Source organism: Bacillus sp. PPSBB_2, from assembly GCF_045291115.1.
Taxonomy (GTDB): Bacteria; Bacillota; Bacilli; order Bacillales; family Bacillaceae_G; genus Bacillus_A; species Bacillus_A cereus.
Genome location: NZ_CP147983.1, coordinates 4,148,304 through 4,168,019, shown reverse-complemented (window position 1 = coordinate 4,168,019; position 19,716 = coordinate 4,148,304). Strand labels below are relative to the sequence as shown.

The following is a 19,716-nucleotide window of genomic DNA, read 5'->3' as shown; positions in this document are numbered from 1 at the left end:
AGCATGTTGGGGAAACTCAGTTTTACTTTTAATAAGATTAGAAAAGATTATATTCAAATGCTAGTTGGAAGAAAACGCCCTTCCTGGGCTCCAGTTAAAAGAAAATTAGTAAGAGTCCCTCATCGCGCAGGGGCTCTTTTTCTTCATACAGAAACGGAGGAACGTCGTATTGATGTTCCTCTTGTAATTAAGGCAGCAAAAGATATGGCTGATTTACAAAAGGTAAAAGAAGATTTAGCGGATTGGCTATATACAGAGCAACCTGCTGAACTTGTTTTTGATGATGAATTAGATAGGGCGTATCTAGCATTAATTGATGGTTCTGTAGACCTGGATGAACTAGTTAATAGAGGTAAAGGGGTTATTACTTTTGTTTGTCCAATGCCATATAAATTAGGAAAACAAAATACTCATTCGTTCTCTCAAAATGGTTCTACTGAAGTCACTGCTTCTTTTGTCAATCAAGGGAATATAGAAGCACCTGCAATTATTGAAATCGAAGCACAGAAACCAAGTACATTTTTAGATGTGTGGTTTGGTGAGTATCCATATAATCGAGATTACTTCAGAATTGGTTATCCTTTGAAAACAGAGCAATTACCCGTTGAAAGAAATCAAAGACTTATATGGGACGAAATGGCTACCACTGTAGGATGGAGTAAAGTCAGTTCAATGGAAGATGGCAATCCGATTGGTGAAATGAAGTCAGATAAATACCAATTTTATTGTTCTGATTTTGGTACTAGTGCGGGGAAAGGATGGCACGGTGCAGCTGTTAAAAAGAATATACCTGGGGGTCCAGTACAAGATTTTATTATGCAAGCCCATGTTACATGTAAGAGTAAAAAAATTAATGAAATGGGCCGAGTTGAGATAGCGATATTGGATGAAAATAGCAAGGTTCTTTCCAAAATTGCCATGTCTGATGTGTTTTGGCAAGCTGAACAAAACTTCGGGACGATGGTAATTGGATATGATAATAAGCCAGGGAAAACAGGTTTAATTTATGAGAGTGGTGATTATCCGAATACATGGAATCAGTATTTTGGTCGATTGTGGATAGCTAGAACGGGAAATGTATGGGAAGCATATATTTCAAAATTTTTGCCAGGGACAGAGAAGGATGATTCAGAGCGGTTTGCACGGTGGACGGATGAAAAAAACGATCACATGGAAAAAGCAGCGCAAATCCAGATTAGTATTATGCAATGGCAAGATGTACGACCAGTAGAAGCAATGACCGTTTCAGATTTGAAATTTTGGAAAGTCAATTTAAATACTCAAAATAATCCGCCTTACATTTTTGAAACAGGAGACAAAATTATAATTGATAAAGAAAAAAGTCTTGTAACCATTAACGGTAAAAAAGCCATTAATTTAAAAGATTTTTTTAGTAATTTTCCAACTGTAATACGTGGTGAAAATCGTATTGATATCATGCCACCAGACGTTAAAGCAACTGTTCGTTATAGGGAGAGATACAGATGAGAACACCAAGCGGCATTTTGCATGTTGTGGATTTCAAAACAGATCAAATCGTTGCAGCTATTCAGCCACAGGACTATTGGGATGATAAAAGGCAGTGGGAAATCAAAAACAATGTTGATATGTTGGATTTTACTGTTTTTGATGGAACAACTCATTCGGCTACGCTACAACAACAAAATCTTGTTTTAAAAGAAGTTCGTGACGGAAGAATTGTACCATATGTTATTAGAGAAACAGAAAAGAATTCAGACAACCGATCCATTACCACATATGCTTCAGGAGCTTGGGTTCAAATTGCTAAGTCAGGTATTATAAAACCGCAAAGAATAGAAGGGGAAACGGTAAACAAATATATTGATATGGCCCTATTAGGCATGAAATGGAAACGTGGGAAAACGGATTATGCAGGATTCCATACGATGACCATTGATGAATTTATTGATCCCCTAACATTTTTAAAGAAAATAGCTTCTTTATTCAAATTAGAAATTCAGTACCGTGTTGAGGTTCAAGGATCACAAATCATTGGATGGTATGTTGATATGATTCAAAGACGTGGTCGAGACACAGGCAAAGAAATAGAGCTCGGGAAAGATTTGATAGGCGTTACACGTATGGAACATTCAAGAGATATTTGTACAGCACTAGTTGGATTTGTGAAAGGTGAAGGCGACAATGTAATTACCATCGAAAGCATCAACCGGGGACTTCCGTATATTGTTGATAATGATGCATTTCAACGATGGAACGAACGTGGTAAGCATAAGTTTGGTTTTTATACGCCAGAAACAGAAGAGTTAAATATGACGCCAGAACGTTTAATGACGTTAATGGAAATAGAATTAAAAAAACGTGTTAATTCTTCCGTTTCGTATGAAGTAGAAGCACAATCGATTGGACGTATTTTCGGACTAGCACATGAACTCATTAACGAGGGCGATACGATCCGAATTAAAGATACGGGCTTCACACCTAAGTTATACCTGGAAGCACGTGTAATTGCCGGTGATGAATCTTTTACGGATCCTACACAAGATAAATATGTGTTTGGTGATTATCGTGAAATTACGGATCCGAACGAGGAATTACGAAAGATTTACAATCGAATCCTTAGTAAATTCGGCGAGAAACAAGAAATGCTGGATCAGCTAGATAAATTAGTGAAAGAAGCCAATGAAACAGCAAGTAACGCTAAGAAAGAATCAGAAGCCGCGAAAACACTTGCCGAAAAGGTACAAGAGAATATTAAAAATAATACTGTTGAAATTATAGAAGCTAAGAATTCGCCAACAACAGGGCTTAAACCTAATAAAACGCTTTGGCGTGATATGAGTAACGGAAAGCCCGGCATTTTGAAAATATGGACAGGTACAGTTTGGGAATCGGTTGTACCAGATGTTGAATCAGTTAAGAAAGAAACACTTGAGCAGGTTAATAAAAATATTGAGGTCACAAAAACAGAATTAAACCAAAAGGTACAAGAAGCACAGAATCAAGCTACAGGACAATTCAATAAAGTACAGGAAGGTTTACAAGGTGTCAGTCGTACAATTTCTAATATCGAAAATAAACAAGGTGAAATCGATAAAAAAGTAACTAAGTTTGAACAGGATTCTAATGGATTTAAAACTTCTATTGAATCGTTAACAAAAAAAGATAATGATATCAGCAATACATTAAATACAGTCGAACAAACTGTAGAAGGTACAAAGAAGAATATTTCTGATGTGCAGCAAACAACAAATGATCTAAGGAAAACCACAACTGAAATTACAGAAAAAGCTGGCCAGATTAGTGAGAAGTTGCAGAGCGTAGAAAAGAAAGTTAATAACGATAAATCTGGTGGACGTAATCTTTTATTAAAATCAAATGTTAAATATGAGAAGACCGATTATTTAATCAATCAATACAATTCTACTGAAAATTTCTCTACAGGTGAGGAATATACCTTTGTAATGAAAGGGAGTGTCCCGCAAGGTCAGAAATTTGGGATTTGGCAGAATGGAGGGTCTAGTAATGTTGGATATGCAACAAGTGTTTACGCGAATGGAATAACGTATGTAACCTTCAAAGCTGTTGCGGCTACAAGTGGTAATGAACGAAAGTTAAGCTTATATAATTATCCGAGTAGTAATACGAAATCTATTGTGGAATGGGTTGCCTTGTATAAAGGGAATAAGCCGCAGGATTGGACAGCACCGCCTGAAGAGCAGGTAACAACGGATGAGTTCACCCAGAAAACAACTGAAATTACAAAAAGTGTGGATGGAATTAAAGAAACAATTACAAAAGTGGAAAATAATCAAAATGGGTTTGATAAACGTGTTGCTACTGTAGAAAAAGATGCAACTACTATTAAACAAAATGTCTCTTTCATACAAAATACGCAGACAGAACAAGGAAGACAATTACAAGAGGCGAAAGCTGGTTGGGAAAATACTGCGAAAGCACTGCAAGGTAAAGTTGAGCTGAAACAAGTAGAGGATTATGTTGCAGGGTTTAAGATACCTGAATTGAAGCAAACAGTTGATAAAAATAAACAAGATTTATTGGGCGAACTAGCTAACAAACTTGCAACGGAACAATTTAATCAGAAAATGACTATGATCGACAACCGTTTCACTATAAACGAAGAGGGTATCAATGCCGCAGCAAAAAAGAAAGAAGTATACACAATAGAGCAAGCAAATGGACAATTTGCAAAAGATTCTTATGTAAGAGATATGGAAACCCGTCTTCAGTTAACTGAAAAGGGCGTTAGTCTATCTGTAAAAGAGAACGATGTAATTGCAGCATTTAATATGAGCAAAGAAAACATTACGTTGAATGCGAACAGAATTAACTTAGTAGGTTTCATTACAGCAAATCATATTAAAGGAAAAGTTTTAGAAGGGGTAACGCTTAAAACAAGTGGAAACAGATTTGTTGAAATAAATAAGCAAGACATGAAGATTTTCGATGCAGATAGGCCGCGTGGTTATATAGGATTTATGGAAGCAAATGATGGAAGTATTCAACCTTCATTAGTCCTTGGTTCTGATAATAGAAAATACGCTGGTACAGGATCGTTTTATATTTATCAAGTCATGCCACGAATTAATGGAGTCGATCAACCTTCTAAAGCGTATGCGAAATTTGGGATTTCTAAAGGAGAAAATGCAGAAGGCACCAATATATGGTCATCATATATTCAAATGCAGAATGACGGTGGACATCTGTATGCATATGCAGCCGGAAGATTATATTTTGATAATTTGAATGACATTGTTTTTAATTCAGTGGGATGGGCTCCAGGATACGGAAAGTTTATAGTGACAACCACAGAGCCACATTATTTTAAAAATGACTATGGTGAGTTTCATTTTGATAGAAAAAGTACTGGTAACAGTATATACTTTGCCAATGGCGTTAATGATCATGATTTAAACATGGGAAGATTAATGCTAAGAGCGAGTCTTGTATCAGGCTATGATATGAATTTACAAATTAAAGATGTGTATGGTAATGGATGGCGAGATATAGAGTTAAGAACACTGCGAGCTAAAGAAAATATATCTGCTACAGGACGTATGTGGGCGCAAGAATTTATCCCTAATTCTTCTCGTACGCTTAAAACGGACATAGAAGACCTTCCATTCTCTGCTTTAGATAAAATCAACTCTGTAAACATCAAACAGTATCACTTTATAAGAGATGTTGAACGCTTCGAGTCAGGGGAGTCTATTACACTTCCAATTAATTACGGCATGATTGCGGAGGACTCTGACGATGTATTCACCACACCACAGAAAGACGCTGTAACACTTTATAGCTCGGTTGCAATTTCTATTCAATCAATACAAGAAGTTGACTTTAAAGTTAAAAATCTTCAATTTGACCACGGTATGTTGAAGCAGGAAGTTGACACTCTTAAAGAACAACTTGAAGCAGAAAAACTTGAGAAAGTTTCAATGAAAGCTGAAATTTATGAATTAAAGGTATTAGTACAACAATTAATAAATGAGGAACCAAAGCAGCCATAAGCTGTTTTTATTTTGTACAAAATACGGATTTGAATAAATTCAAATCATAGATCAAGAGGGGCGATATCGCTTCTCTTTTTATTTTGAGGAGATGATTAGTGTGAAACGAATAGTAGACCAAGCAATTTACGAAAAGCATGTTAGCCAAGGAAATAAAAACCTAGTCAAAGATTTTCTGATTGAAAAGAAAGCACAAGGAAAAGCGGCAAGCACTTTAAAGCAATACGGTTGGGATTTACGAATTATTTTGTTTCTAATACATCAACACTTCGGAAATAAAAATCTTATTGATTTAACACGTAAAGATATTCGAAATTTATCTATTATTTTTCAAGATATGGGGATGTCTAATGCTCGTGTGAACGGATTAATGAGTGCATTAAGGTCCGCGTTAGAGTTTTGTGCGGATGATGATGACTATGATTATGAATTTAATGTAGGTTCTCGAGTACGTGGTTTACCTAAGAATCCAATTCGAGATATCACATTTATAACTGAGGATCAGATTAATTGGTTAATCGACGAATTACTCGAGCAAGAAAAATATATGTTAGCAACGTATTTGGCGCTTTCTTATTACAGCGCAGCTAGAAAGAATGAGGTTTACCAGGTTCAGAAAGAAGGGTTAACAGAACGTTATTATACAAATGTGGTACGAGGGAAACGTGGTAAGAAGTTTAGATTATATTACAATCACCGGGTGCAGAAATGCATTCGTTTATATATAAATCAGCGAGGTAAGGATACTATTCCAGCTTTGTTTGTGCGTGTTTATAAGAATGGTGAGAGAAAAAAACTGAACAAGAGTGTATTTAATTATTGGTGCGACATATTTGCTAAGATGCTGAACGAAAAGGAAGGGAAAGAGTTTAAAATCAATCCCCACTGTTTCCGTCATAGCAGATTAGATAATTTAAAGGTGCAAGGTGTACCACTCGAAAAATTAAAATCGCTTGCTAATCATTCTGATATTTCTACAACGGAATCTTATCTGAAGGATAGAAGTGAAGAAGATATTGCAGAGATATTTGGGATGGATCCAAGTTGCTTTGCAGCTTAATCAGGAGCATATGTATGCTTCTTTTTTTATTGATAAAAAGGAGATGAGAACAGTGGAGGATGCAATTTTTAATTCAATGGTTCAACAAGGAGCATTCGCAGCGTTATTCGTGTGGATGCTTTTTACTACGCAAAAAAAGAATGAGCAGCGTGAAGAGCAGTACCAAAAAGTGATTGAAAAAAACCAAGCGGTCATCGAAGAGCAGGCAAAAGCATTTGGTTCACTTTCAAAAGATGTGTCAGATATTAAACAAAAAATCATGGGGAATGGTGATGAAAAATGAAAAAGACATTAAAACATATTTCTTCTGTAGTCTTTGCGTTTATTTTAGTTTTATCCATTGCAACAAGCACTTTTGCTGATAGAACACTTATTATTCCAGATTTACCTAAACAGCCATATCGTTACGGTGTTGGCGCTTATGAGGGAGTTGTAGCTCATTCTACGGCGACTCCAGAAGCACCAGCTATCAATATTCAAAAATATGAGTCTCGTACATGGAGAAACGCATTTGTTCACTATGCAGTTGACTGGAATGAAACAATCCAAATTGCTGATACAAAGTATATTGCTTATGGTGGTGGACCAGGAGCAAATAAACGCTTTGTACATGTTGAACTTTGCGAAACAGCAGATTACGATAAATTCAAACGCAGTTATGATAAATACGTGAAGTTACTTGCTAAAATCCTACGTGATCGTGGTTTATCTGTGGAAAAAGGATTATGGACTCACTACGATGTGACGAAATATCTTGGCGGAACAGATCATGAAGATCCACTTGATTACTTAAAGTCTCATGGCGTATCAGAAGCTCAATTCCGTGCTGATGTACAACGAGCTTATAACAATTCTAGTGTTGATGTTTCTGTACCTGAAAAACCATCTAAACCAGCAGAAGTACCAACAGCTGTAACAGACGGTATTGCTTATATTGAAGGTTACAACGTTAACTTACGAAAAGGACCGGGTACAAGCTATTCTAAGATTCGTCAATTAAACAAACCAGAATCTTATGTTGTATGGGCTGAAAAGGATGGTTGGTTAAATCTTGGTGGAGAGCAGTGGATTAAGAACGATCCATCTTATGTGAAGTTTAATAAAAAGAGTACAGTGGATTCTTCTATTGTAGGTAAGCATGTTGTTTCTAAAGTTAATGACCTACGATTCTATGATGCTCCATCTTGGCAGGATAAAGATGTGGCTGGTTCTGTAGATGCAGGATTAGGATTTACAATTGATGCGAAAGTAAATGTAAATGGTTCACCACAATATAAAGTTCACAATAGTAAAGGCAAAACATACTATGTAACAACAAATGAAGCCTATGTGTATGTGAAGTGATTTTCTACAAAAGAATAGTTTTATTAAAATTAAAAATAAAAACCAGAGTACTCTTGAGAAGTGCTCTGGTTACATAGGATGCTTATTATAAAAGAGGAACGTGTTAATTTTATTTTATGTCGTAACATGGTGGAATATGAGAAAAATACTCCTGGTGTTGTGAACAGGAGTGTTTTTCTATATAAAATGGCATCATGCCAGGAGCAATTTATTATATGCTTCTAAAGTGCCTAATATGCTGTGAAAACAAAAAGACACCTTCTTCAGTAAGAAGGCGTCCAAAATGTGGTGATTCTCTGGATGCATAAATAATATATGCAAAATGAGTCATTTCTATGTAAATTAAAATTTGCTTTTAGTTAATGCCTTTAGTATTGGATTAACTATTTTACTTAATAAACGGAAGCCCCTAAATATAGACCGAACACCCTTCATACAATCGCCCTCCTTTAAATTAAGTAAATCATAACAATTAATACAAAATTTTTAAAATGTGATTCTATATAGTTTTATTTTTTTAGCTTCATTTCAACAAAAAAGAGCTGGATTTTCATTCATTACTTTTGCCCCATTCTTTTGTTAATGCCCCACTTTATAGAAAATGATTAGAAAAGGGAAGAAACAAAAACGTTGATGCAACAATATGTTTACAAGAGTAAAAAACCAAATAAAAGGGGTGTATGTATTTTTAGGACAAGTACAATAGAAGAAATCATAAAGCCTAGTGTAGTTCAAAAAAATTAATTCTGTATGCGTTAACGGGAATAGTAAATGGGAATACATATAGGAAGAGAGTGATCGTAAACGACCACTCTCTTTTGACCACGCAGACCACATTGACCACAACTTGTACCACATTTATTATTTACTTTATGTCCATTTTGTCTAAAATAGAAAATATAGCTGGACAAAAACACACGTTTTAACACATAATGGACACAATGCTTCTTTAGAGGTGTAAAGAAAAAACATTGACAAATATAAAATGGCTAGCTATAATTTTGTTTGTTGCCTTGAGGTGATATGATATGAAATGGTCCATCCATCAATTGAATAAATTGAGAAATAAAGGATTGACATTGGATGAGATGGTAGATGTAAGTGAGCTAAAAGAGGTCGAGAAAGATATTCGTGAAATTAATCCTGTTCATGTAACGGGAAGAGTTGATTTTGGCTCCGGTAAGTTTACGTTTCATCTACATATAACTGGAAGCATGGTTTTACCATGTTCTCGCTCTTTAGTAGATGTGACATTACCATTTGACATTAAAACAACTGAGGTGTTCCAAACTTCACAAGAAGAATTTGAAACTGAAGCTGAAATTCATTCTTTAGAAGGAGAAGTACTTGACTTACTGCCCGTAATCAAGGAAAATATACTTTTGGAGATTCCAATGCAAATTTTCAGTGATGATGTTTCTGGTGGAGCACCGACGCAAGGTCAAGACTGGCAAGTGATTTCGGAAGAAGACAAAGAAAAGACTGTTGATCCAAGATTGGCAGGACTTGCAAAGTTTTTTGACAAATAATCGGAAGACTGGTTCAGGCCTTCATATGAAAATAACTATTTCTTTTAAGGAGGTGGGAAGAATGGCTGTACCTTTTAGAAGAACTTCTAAAACAGTAAAAAGAAAGCGTCGTACGCATTTCAAATTATCAGTACCTGGTATGGTAGAGTGCCCAAGCTGTGGTGAAGCGAAATTAGCTCACCGTGTATGTAAAGCATGCGGTACTTACAAAGGTAAAGAAGTAATCAGCAAGTAATTGCGGGAAAATAAACGCAGAAGATATCTTCTGCGTTTATTTTTTTTGTCTTAATCTTTAGTTGTTGTATTCTATCTTTTCTAGTAACTGCATATGCTTAATAAAAAATGCATAGGGAGGACTAGAGAGATGGCGACAACAAGACAAGATGCTTGGACTGATGATGAAGATTTGCTTCTGGCAGAAGTAGTACTCCGGCATATTCGAGAAGGTGGAACACAACTTTCTGCCTTTAAGGAAGTGGGAAAAAATTTATCTCGTACACCAGCAGCATGTGGGTTTAGGTGGAATTCTTACGTAAGAAAGCAATATAAAGAACGTATTGAGGAAGCAAAGCAACTTCGTAAAGTAGAACATTATGAAGTGAAAGAGACAAAGGTGTTAGAACCTACGTCAATTACGTTGAATGATGTTATTGATTTCTTGCAAAATTATAAAGATGAAAACTCTTTAACGGTGTTGCAACAACAAGTTGAATCATTACAAACAGAAAGAGAGCGCCTTCTGGAGCGATTATCAGTATATGAAGAAGAGTATAGAACATTACTTGATTATATCGATCAAAAAAGAAGTGTAATGGTAGCGGAAAGAAACAATGCTCGCTCGAATGAGAAGTTAGAGAAGCTTAAGAAATAAAAAACAGCTGTTATACAGCTGTTTTTTTATTTCTTAAGCCGATTCTTCGTTTGTAACCGCATTCAAATTTGTTTCTGGATGCCAAATATAAAAATCACCATCAGTTACTGATACGGGGTTGAAATTTAATTTATCCCAAAAACCAGCTGAATGAATACGTGCTATTGTTTTAATAGGAAATTGCATTTGTTTCGCATGATTTACAAGCATTTGCCCGAATCCTTGTTTTTGAAAAGTTGGTAATACTTCAAGTTTATAAAGTTCTAGGTAAGGACCTGTAATTTCGAATGGTTCTCCGCCGTTTCTTTTCATATATAGACTCATACGTGCGATTAGTGATCCACCATAATAAATGCCATAAAATGGAGATTCACTGTCGTTTTCAATAATGTTTGCTTGCAATTCTTCCAGCATAGATAGTTCTTGGGCTCCGCACCCTTTAAATTTTTTGAATTCATCTAACGTTTTATAATTGATGAGCAAGCGCTCAACTTTTGGGAATCCCATTACATCACATCCTTTTGTTATCTTGTTGAATGCAGAAAAGTAAAAATATTTACAATAATAGTATAACTCATTTTTTTATTTTTATGAAGAAGATAGTATATTTCTTTTATTATTTTTTTGAGGATTTGCTAAACTAAGAGTATAAGTGTATTAATAGGCAGTATTATACATAGCGAAAAAAGAGAGTGTATTTGTTTGGCAGAGGACAACGAAATTATAGGGCGTGCTCATGTACTTTAAAAAGATATAAAAAGGAGGGGAGGCAAGGGCGCTTAATGTGAATCCCTTGTGTGAAAATGAAAATTGGAATTGTCGGACCAGGTGCTATTGGTCTATTGTATACATTTTATTTACAAAAAAGTAACCAAGATGTTACGTTGTTTACAAGAACGGCTAAGCAGGCTGAAGAGTTGAATGAAACAGGTGTAACTTGTATTAGAGATGGAAGATGTGAAACAGTATATCCATCTGTTTTACCGATAGAAAGTATGGTAGCACAAAATTTAGATTATATATTTATTTCTGTGAAGCAATATCATATAGATGACGTACTACCGTTTGTGGAAGGGGCATCATCATTAATCTTTTTGCAAAACGGAATGTCGCATCTTCAAAAGATGCTGAAAATAGGGAGTGAAAATATAGCTGTTGGTATTGTAGAACATGGTGCGAAAAAAGAGGGAGGGCATATCGTTCATCATACTGGGATAGGGGTAACAAAATTTGGAGTGGTTTGTGGTCAATCTATACATTTCAAGAAAATATGCCGTTATTTTCCTGTTACTTATTTTCCAGTTCAAATAGAAACGGATTGGGAAGAGATTATGCACAAAAAATTAGTAGTAAATGTATGTATCAATCCATTGACAGCACTATTGGGAGTTAAGAATGGTGAATTAATCACGAATCGTTTTTTTTATCAAATGATGGAGCAAGTGTTTCAGGAGGTCGCATTTCTTATTAGAGGAGAAAAAGAAATGGTATGGCAAATGGTACGAAATGTGTGTGAAGGAACGTCTCGTAATACATCCTCTATGTTAGCGGATGTAAGAGCGAATAGACAGACGGAAATTAATGCGATTGTTGGATATGTATTAGAAGAAGCTAAGAAACAGCAACTACCAGTTCCGACACTTCAATTTTTGTTCGATGCAATAAAAGGGTTAGAAACAAGAGTATAAGTGTTATTCTTTGCTTTTACGTGAAACATTGACTACAATGTGGATTGGTGAGAGAACTGGATACGAAAGGAAGAATTATATGGAGATAAAAGAAATCTCTGTTCCGCAACAAGGTGTTGTAGCGGACTATATGAACGGTAAAAAAGAGATACAGTCATGTTTTGATTATATGTTAACAGAAGATGCTTTTAAACAACGTTTACATGATTTGCGTGAAAGGGAGTTTTTCCGCCAAGATTTAGTAGCGCATTTATTAGAATATAATACAAAATTACAAGCGGGAGAATCTACACTTCAAAATGTAAAAGCGCTTGGAGATGAAAATACATATGTTGTTATAGCTGGACAACAAGCAGGGTTATTAACTGGACCGCTTTATACAATTCATAAAGTTATTTCAATTTTACAGCTTGCAAAGGAAAAGGAAGAAAGTTTAGGAGTTAAAGTTGTCCCTGTCTTCTGGATTGCGGGTGAAGACCATGATATGGATGAGATTAACCATACTTTTGTAGCGAAAAATAAAAAGATGAAAAAAACTATTTTTTATGACCGTAATCCGAAAAAGGCGAGTGCTTCTGAGTCTGAACTTTCTGTTGAAGATTGTAGAAATTGGATTGAAGAGATTTTTAAAACATACCCAGAAACAAATTTTACAAAGGATGTATTAAAATTTGTTGATGATGCTTTGAAAAAATCGAATACGTATGTAGATTTCTTTGCTCATCTTATTACGAAAATCTTTGCTAATTCTGGTTTAATCCTTGTTGATTCACATCATCCTGAATTAAGAAAGTTAGAAATTCCATTTTTCAAGCGAATTATAAGTAAGTATAAAGAGATACAAGAGGGGCTTCGTAATCAGCAAGAAGTAATTAAAGAACTAGGATACAAACCGATTATTGAAACGAAGTCTCATGCAGTGCATATATTCATGGAAATAGATAATGAACGAGTATTGCTTGAAGATCAACAAGGTAAGTTTGTTGGAAAGGATGGGGCGCATTCCTTTTCATACGAAGAGTTGATTGAAGAGATGGAGAGAAATCCAGCACGTTTTAGTAATAATGTTGTAACACGTCCTCTTATGCAAGAGTATGTATTTCCTACGCTCGCATTTATTGGAGGTCCAGGAGAATTAGCTTATTGGAGTGAATTACAACAAGTATTCCATACTGTCGGTTTTCAAATGCCACCTGTCGTTCCTCGTCTTACAATTACTTATGTGGAGAGAGATATAGCGACGGATTTATTTGATTTGCAATTGAGAGAAAGTGATCCGTTTTTAAATGATGTCGATAAATTGCGTGAAAACTGGTTGTCTAATCAAATAGAGGAACCGATTGATGATCATTTTGAAAAGGCGAAAAAAGAAATTGCCGATATTCATACATCTTTACAGCAATTTGTAAAGAAAATAGAGCCAGGGTTAGGTGCGTTTGCAGGGAAAAACGAATTGAAAATTAATGAACAAATTGAACTGCTGGAAAGAATGTTGAAAAGAAATGTTGAGAAAAAGTATGAGGTTCAGCTAAATAAATTCCGCCGTATACAATTCGCACTTCGTCCATTAGGTGCACCGCAAGAACGTGTGTGGAATGTATGTTATTATTTAAATCAGTTTGGTTTGGATTTCGTTGATCGTGTAATGGAAAACCCTTTTTCTTGGGACGGAAAACATCATGTTATAAAACTATAAAATCTTGCTCTTTGGAGCAGGATTTTATTTTTATTCCGTTGAATTTACTGTGAAGTGATTTTTTTCTGAATTATCAATCAAAAAAGTGTTAAATATGGCAATTGTGTTGGATACTTAAATATATGACAAAATAGCACAAAATGTAAACGTATTATTCGCTTTTTCGACAGTTTTTTATTTAAATTCCCGCAAAAGATGATAAAATTTAGTATATAATAAAAGAAAATAGCGATTTGTATAGTATGTTGCCTTTGTTGGTAAGTTAAATGAGTCGTTCTTTCGTATTATTTCATTCTCTAAGCGTGAAATATGTGTTTAGAGGAAGGGATACATTCAACATAATTAATTGGAAAAAGAGTAGGTGCAACAATGTTTAAACACGTAACAGTGCTTTTAAAGGAAACAGTAGACGGCTTAGATATAAAGCCAGATGGTACATATGTAGATTGTACACTGGGGGGAGGAGGACATAGTTCTTATTTATTATCCCAATTAACTGAAGGTGGAAAATTAATAGCGTTTGATCAAGATGAGATAGCGATTCAAAACGCGAAAGAAAAGTTCTCTTCATACGGTGAACAGTTTATAACAGTAAAGAGTAACTTCCGTTATTTAGCTGAAAAACTGCAGGAAATAGGTATAACAGAAGTAGACGGTATTTTATTTGATTTAGGTGTTTCATCCCCACAATTAGATACACCAGAACGAGGCTTTAGTTATCATCATGATGCACCGCTAGATATGCGGATGGATCAAGATGCCCCATTAACAGCGTACGATGTTGTAAATAGCTGGTCATATGAACAACTTGTAAGGATTTTCTTCCAATACGGTGAAGAGAAATTTTCAAAACAAATTGCAAGAAAAATTGAAGCTTATCGTGAGAATAAAGCTATTGAAACGACAGGAGAATTAGTAGAGCTAATTAAAGAAGGTATTCCGGCTCCTGCTCGCAGAACGGGTGGGCATCCTGCTAAGCGAGTGTTTCAGGCAATTCGTATAGCTGTAAATGATGAATTAAAAGTATTTGAAGAAGCATTGGAATCTGCTATTGAGATGGTTAAGCCAGGTGGAAGGGTTAGTGTTATAACATTCCATTCATTAGAAGATCGTATTTGTAAAACAACGTTTAAGCGAAATAGTACAACGCCACAATTGCCGCCAGGATTACCGATTATTCCTGATGAATTTAAGCCGAAATTAAAGCTTATTACAAGAAAACCGATTTTACCTTCTGATATAGAGCTAGAAGAAAATAATCGTGCGCGTTCTGCGAAGTTGAGAATCGCTGAAAAACGATAAAAGGGAGAGAGAGGTATGACTAATTTAGCTGTAAAGTACAAACAACAAGCGCAAGAAGAGGTGCAAATTCAAACGCCCCCACAGCAGATGGCTAAGCCGAAGGTTAAAGCGAAAATTACAAGAATCGAAAAACTGTTGTATGTAGCGTTTATTGGCTTTTTATTGTATGCCTGTGTCGCGTTTATTGGAAATAAAGCAGGCCTTTATCAAGTTAATGTAGAAGCAGCGACGATAGAAGAAAAAATTGTACAGCAGCAAAAAGAAAATCAAGAATTACAAGCTGAAGTAGAGAAGTTAAGTCGCTATGAACGGATCGCTGAAGTTGCAAAAAAACACGGTCTAGAAATTAATGCGAATAATGTGAAAGGCCTCAAATAAGGCAATAGGTGTGAAGGAACGATGAAGAAGAATATGACTAAATTTCATACCAATAAGGGAGCAGGTTATTTTATGATATTTTTCCTCCTGCTCTTTTTGCTGTTATTAGCCCGATTTTTTTACATACAATCAACAGGAACAGTTCATAATCAGGATTTAGATGCACTTGCTAAACAAAAGCATAGTAAAACAGGAGTTCTTGAAGCGAACCGAGGAACCATTTATGATCAAAACGGTCATGTGTTAGCGCAAGACGCAAACTCTTACAAAATGGTAGCTGCACTAAAAGGTGCTAACTCAGTTGAGAATAAAGAAGATACTGCAAAGAAAATTGCAGGAGTACTTGGAAAAGGCGAAGAGGATATTTTAGCTTCTTTAAACAAGGAAGGTAGAAGTCAAGTCGAATTTGGAACGTTAGGCAAGGATTTGACGAAAGAAAAGAAGGAACAAATAGAAGCGTTGAAGTTGCCGGGAATATCTTTTATTACAGAAAATGCAAGGGTGTATCCAAACGGTGATTTTGCATCTTACGTTATAGGTCATGCAAAACCAAATGAGAATGGAACCTCGGTAGGTCAATTTGGCATAGAGAAAAGCTTGGATAAATACTTAAGTGCTTCGAACGGAGAAGTAGCATATACAGGTGATCGTAAAGGTGTGTCCCTTGATGGGGGAAAAGTTAATGTAAAGGCACCTAAAAATGGAGATAACGCTTATTTAACAATTGATCAACGTGTCCAAAGTTATTTAGAAGACGCGATGAAAGCAGCAAGTAAGCAATATGAGCCAGAAAGTTTAATAGGGATTGTTGCAGATCCGAAAACTGGGAAAATATTAGCGATGTCTACTAAACCTAGTTATGACCCTAATGATCGCCAAATTAAATATTTCTTCAATGACGCGATTGCCAATGCATTTGAACCTGGATCAACAATGAAAATTTTTACGTTAGCGGCAGCTATTAATGAAGGTGTGTACAAAGGACAAGATTATTATCAATCCGGGACATATCAAGTCGGAAATAGGAAAATAAAAGATCATAATGGCGGTGCTGGTTGGGGCTCTATCACGTTTGATGAAGGGGTAGAGCGTTCTTCAAACGTAGCGTTTGCAATTTTAGGAGATCAAAAACTTGGTCCAGAACGTTTCCGAAAATATATTCATAGTTTTGGATTAGATGAAAAAACGAACATTGATTTATCAGGTGAAGGATCGAATACAATTTTATTTGATCAGCAAATACAACAAGTGACAACAGCTTTTGGACAAGGTTCCACTGTAACACCAATTCAGCTTGTACAAGCTGCAACGGCCATTGCAAATGATGGGAAAATGATGAAACCTTATGCAATTGATAAAATTGTAGATCCGATAACAGACAAAGTAAAATTAGAACATAAGCCAGAAGAAGTAGGAAAACCTGTTACAAAAGAAACAGCAGCGCAAGTAAGACAGTTATTAGAACGTGTTGTTACATCTCCGAAAGGTACAGGGACAGCTTATAAAATTGATGGATATTCAGTTGGTGGTAAAACAGGTACAGCGCAAATTCCGGATGGAAAAGGCGGCTATATGACAGGAAGACAGAATTATATATTCTCATTCTTAGGTATGGCACCAATGGACGATCCACAACTTGTCGTGTATGTAGCTGTTAAACAGCCGAAATTAAAAGATGACGAGAACGGCGCACAACCTTTAGCTGATATTTTTAAATATGTAACAAAAAATAGTTTAGAGTATTTAAAGATTAAGCCAAATGAAGTGAAAGATCCGAAAAAACATCTGAAAGAACAACAAACTACTGTTCCAGATGTAACTGGTAAAACGATGGCTGAAGCGGGGAAAGCGATTGATAAAGCAAAACTTCGTCCAATCGTACTAGGTGAAGGGAAAGTACAGCAACAAGTACCAAAAGCGACTGAACAAACATTAAAAGGCGACCGAGTCTTCTTGGTAGGAGATAAGCCTACAATGCCAAATATACAAGGATGGGCACTGCGTGATGTTATGAATTTAGCGAAGACATTACAGCTTAACTTGAAACCTTCTGGTACAGGATACGTAACAGAACAAAGTGTGGCGGAAGGAACATTATTACAACCTGGTACAGAATTAGGTGTCACACTCGTACCGCCACTCGAACCACAGCAAGAAGCAGAAAAGCCGTAATGGTAAAAGAGAATAAGTTCTAATTAAATAAGTACAAGCATATATTGGAACAAGCTAGGCGTAAGGGAGGCTTGTTCCGATATGCGTGTATCAAATGTAACAGTTAGAAAACGACTTATTTTTATACTTATATCAGGTATACTTATTTTCACTATTATCGATATTCGTCTTGGATATGTGCAATTTTTTCTTGGGAATATGTTAACGGATCGTGCGAAAGATTCATGGAGTCGTAATATTACTTTTGAACCCGAACGTGGGAAAATTTTAGACCGAAATGGTGTGGAACTTGCCACGAATAAAAGTGCTCCAACTGTCTTTGTTGTACCGAGGCAAATTGAAAAACCAGCAGAGACTGCAGAGAAGTTAGCTGCAGTATTAGGTGTGGAAAAAGATGAGATTTATAAAAGGATTACAAAAAAAGAATCGATTGTAAGGTTAGATAAAGGCGGAAGGAAAATATCACATGACAAAGCGAAAGAAGTACGAGGATTAAGTTTGAAGGGCGTGTATATCGCAGAGGATTCTATCCGGTACTATCCATTTGGAAACTTTTTATCACATGTATTAGGTTTTGCAGGTAGCGATAACCAAGGTCTTATGGGACTAGAAAAATATTATGATAAAGAGCTAAATGGGGACAAAGGTCATGTGCGTTTTTTTGCAGATGCGAAAGGACAAAGGATGCCTAATGTTGGTGATGATTTCAAAAAGCCAGAAGCTGGTTTAAATTTAGGATTAACAATCGATGCGCGTATTACAAGGATTATGGAAAGAGAAATGAATATTGCGGAGTCAACTTATAATCCTGACGGTATGATTGCGATTGCAATGAATCCTAAAAATGGTGAAATTTTAGGTATGTCTAGTCGACCGAGTTTTGACCCGGCGGATTTTCAAAGTGTCTCTCCAGAAGTGTATAACAGAAATCTACCTGTATGGAGTACGTATGAGCCTGGTTCAACATTTAAGATCATTACATTAGCTGCAGCATTGAATGAAAATTTAGTAGACTTAGAGAAGGATACGTTTTATGATGATGGAGCAGCTGAAGTAGGTGGAGCTAGATTGAAATGCTGGAAAGCAGGAGGTCATGGCAGTCAAACGTTTTTAGAAGTCGTTCAAAACTCATGTAACCCGGGATTTATTGAACTTGGTGATCGCCTTGGTAAAGACCGATTATTTAAATACATTCGTAATTTTGGTTTTGGGCAGAAGACTGGAATTGACTTGCAAGGTGAAGGCAGTGGGATTTTATTTAATTTAGATAAAGTTGGTCCAGTAGAGCAAGCAACAACTTCATTCGGCCAAGGGGTTTCTGTTACACCAATTCAACAAGTAGCAGCTGTAGCGGCGGCTGTAAATGGTGGAACATTGTATCAGCCGTATATAGCTAAGGAGTTTATTGATCCGAAAAATAATCAAGTTGTTAGTAAAAAGACACCTGTTGAGAAAAGAAAAGTTATTTCCAAGGAAACTTCAGAAAAAGTTCGTTATGCATTAGAGAATGTTGTAGCGAAAGGTTCTGGTAAAGGTGCTTATATTGATGGATTTCGTGTAGGTGGAAAAACGGGTACTGCTCAAAAGGTGAAAGATGGTAAATATTTAGAGAATAATTATATAGTATCTTTTATCGGATTTGCTCCAGCGGATGATCCAGAGATTGTTGTGTATGTTGCTGTTGATAATCCAAAAGGGGTTACACAGTTTGGTGGAGTGGTAGCAGCTCCGATTGTCGGGAATATCCTTCGAGATGCGCTTCCTGTTATGGGAGTGAAACCGAGAAAAGAACAAGTTGAGAAAGAATATAAATGGGGCGATACACCAACTGTGGAAGTTCCGAATTTAATTGGAATGAAAAAGAAAGACTTACAAACACAACTCGTCGATTTGAAGCTTGATATAAGTGGAGATGGAGAGAAAGTAATTAAACAATCACCAGAAGCGGGAGCTAAAGTAAAAGAAGGCTCAAAAATTAGAATTTACTTCGGGAATTAAAGGTAACATAGTACGTTTTATGGTACAATTGGTGGAAGTGAGTTCTTTATAGAACAGTTACTTAATTTGAGACAGTAAGTGTCTCATTCATAAATAGGTCAGTAGCACTTACCTCCTTATATAGGAGGTAATGTGTTGCTTACTGAAAAAAAGATAAATAAACAATGT

15 protein-coding genes are annotated in these 19,716 nt (G+C 35.9%); 14 read left to right on the top strand and 1 reads right to left on the bottom strand.

Features of this window, described 5'->3' with window-relative positions:
• The first annotated feature begins 3 nt into the window (after positions 1-3).
• The 8 genes from V6946_RS20680 to V6946_RS20645 all read left to right on the top strand — a co-directional run bounded on the left by V6946_RS20680 (position 4) and on the right by V6946_RS20645 (position 10,314).
• Positions 4-1,488, top strand: a complete 1,485-nt coding sequence (locus tag V6946_RS20680; RefSeq protein WP_366981716.1) for a distal tail protein Dit — start codon at positions 4-6, stop codon at positions 1,486-1,488.
• Complete coding sequence (locus tag V6946_RS20675) at positions 1,485-5,510, top strand: phage tail spike protein (RefSeq protein ID WP_406622107.1); 4,026 nt, start codon at positions 1,485-1,487, stop codon at positions 5,508-5,510. Before V6946_RS20680 ends, V6946_RS20675 begins: the two co-directional genes overlap by 4 nt.
• Positions 5,511-5,610: 100 nt before the next feature.
• Positions 5,611-6,570 (top strand): site-specific integrase, encoded by a 960-nt coding sequence (locus V6946_RS20670; protein WP_366981718.1) that lies wholly within the window; start codon positions 5,611-5,613, stop codon positions 6,568-6,570.
• 52 nt (positions 6,571-6,622) lie between these two features.
• On the top strand, positions 6,623-6,853 hold the full coding sequence (locus tag V6946_RS20665) for a BhlA/UviB family holin-like peptide (RefSeq protein ID WP_000389067.1): 231 nt from the start codon (positions 6,623-6,625) through the stop codon (positions 6,851-6,853).
• Positions 6,850-7,914 (top strand): N-acetylmuramoyl-L-alanine amidase, encoded by a 1,065-nt coding sequence (locus V6946_RS20660; protein ID WP_366981719.1) that lies wholly within the window; start codon positions 6,850-6,852, stop codon positions 7,912-7,914. Before V6946_RS20665 ends, V6946_RS20660 begins: the two co-directional genes overlap by 4 nt.
• A gap of 1,028 nt (positions 7,915-8,942) precedes the next feature.
• Positions 8,943-9,443: a DUF177 domain-containing protein gene (locus V6946_RS20655; RefSeq protein WP_000872149.1), complete on the top strand. Its 501-nt coding sequence runs from the start codon at positions 8,943-8,945 to the stop codon at positions 9,441-9,443.
• Positions 9,444-9,504: 61 nt separating this feature from the next.
• Positions 9,505-9,678, top strand: coding sequence for a 50S ribosomal protein L32 (gene rpmF, locus V6946_RS20650; RefSeq protein ID WP_001984764.1), 174 nt, complete (start codon positions 9,505-9,507; stop codon positions 9,676-9,678).
• 129 nt (positions 9,679-9,807) lie between these two features.
• On the top strand, positions 9,808-10,314 hold the full coding sequence (locus tag V6946_RS20645) for an RsfA family transcriptional regulator (RefSeq protein WP_000246467.1): 507 nt from the start codon (positions 9,808-9,810) through the stop codon (positions 10,312-10,314).
• Between the two features lie 33 nt (positions 10,315-10,347).
• Here V6946_RS20645 and V6946_RS20640 read toward each other — a convergent pair whose 3' ends face one another.
• A complete protein-coding gene (locus V6946_RS20640; RefSeq protein WP_000506694.1) occupies positions 10,348-10,821 on the bottom strand; it encodes an N-acetyltransferase in 474 nt (157 codons plus the stop codon).
• A gap of 296 nt (positions 10,822-11,117) precedes the next feature.
• Between V6946_RS20640 and panE the strand changes: the two genes are divergently transcribed.
• The 6 genes from panE (at position 11,118) to V6946_RS20610 (ending at position 19,548) form a co-directional block, all read left to right on the top strand.
• Positions 11,118-12,002 carry a 2-dehydropantoate 2-reductase gene (panE, locus tag V6946_RS20635; protein ID WP_033687782.1) on the top strand — a complete coding sequence of 295 codons (885 nt, stop codon included), beginning with the start codon at positions 11,118-11,120 and terminating at the stop codon, positions 12,000-12,002.
• A gap of 79 nt (positions 12,003-12,081) precedes the next feature.
• On the top strand, positions 12,082-13,698 hold the full coding sequence (gene bshC / locus V6946_RS20630; protein ID WP_006928286.1) for a bacillithiol biosynthesis cysteine-adding enzyme BshC: 1,617 nt from the start codon (positions 12,082-12,084) through the stop codon (positions 13,696-13,698).
• Positions 13,699-14,067: 369 nt separating this feature from the next.
• A complete protein-coding gene (gene rsmH, locus V6946_RS20625; protein WP_000472508.1) occupies positions 14,068-15,000 on the top strand; it encodes a 16S rRNA (cytosine(1402)-N(4))-methyltransferase RsmH in 933 nt (310 codons plus the stop codon).
• A 15-nt stretch (positions 15,001-15,015) separates the two neighbouring features.
• Entirely contained in the window at positions 15,016-15,378 is a 363-nt protein-coding gene (gene ftsL / locus V6946_RS20620; RefSeq protein ID WP_000182804.1) for a cell division protein FtsL, read from the top strand.
• A gap of 72 nt (positions 15,379-15,450) precedes the next feature.
• A complete protein-coding gene (locus V6946_RS20615; protein WP_006928288.1) occupies positions 15,451-17,550 on the top strand; it encodes a penicillin-binding protein in 2,100 nt (699 codons plus the stop codon).
• An 81-nt stretch (positions 17,551-17,631) separates the two neighbouring features.
• Positions 17,632-19,548 carry a stage V sporulation protein D gene (locus V6946_RS20610; protein ID WP_006928290.1) on the top strand — a complete coding sequence of 639 codons (1,917 nt, stop codon included), beginning with the start codon at positions 17,632-17,634 and terminating at the stop codon, positions 19,546-19,548.
• Positions 19,549-19,716: the final 168 nt, after the last annotated feature.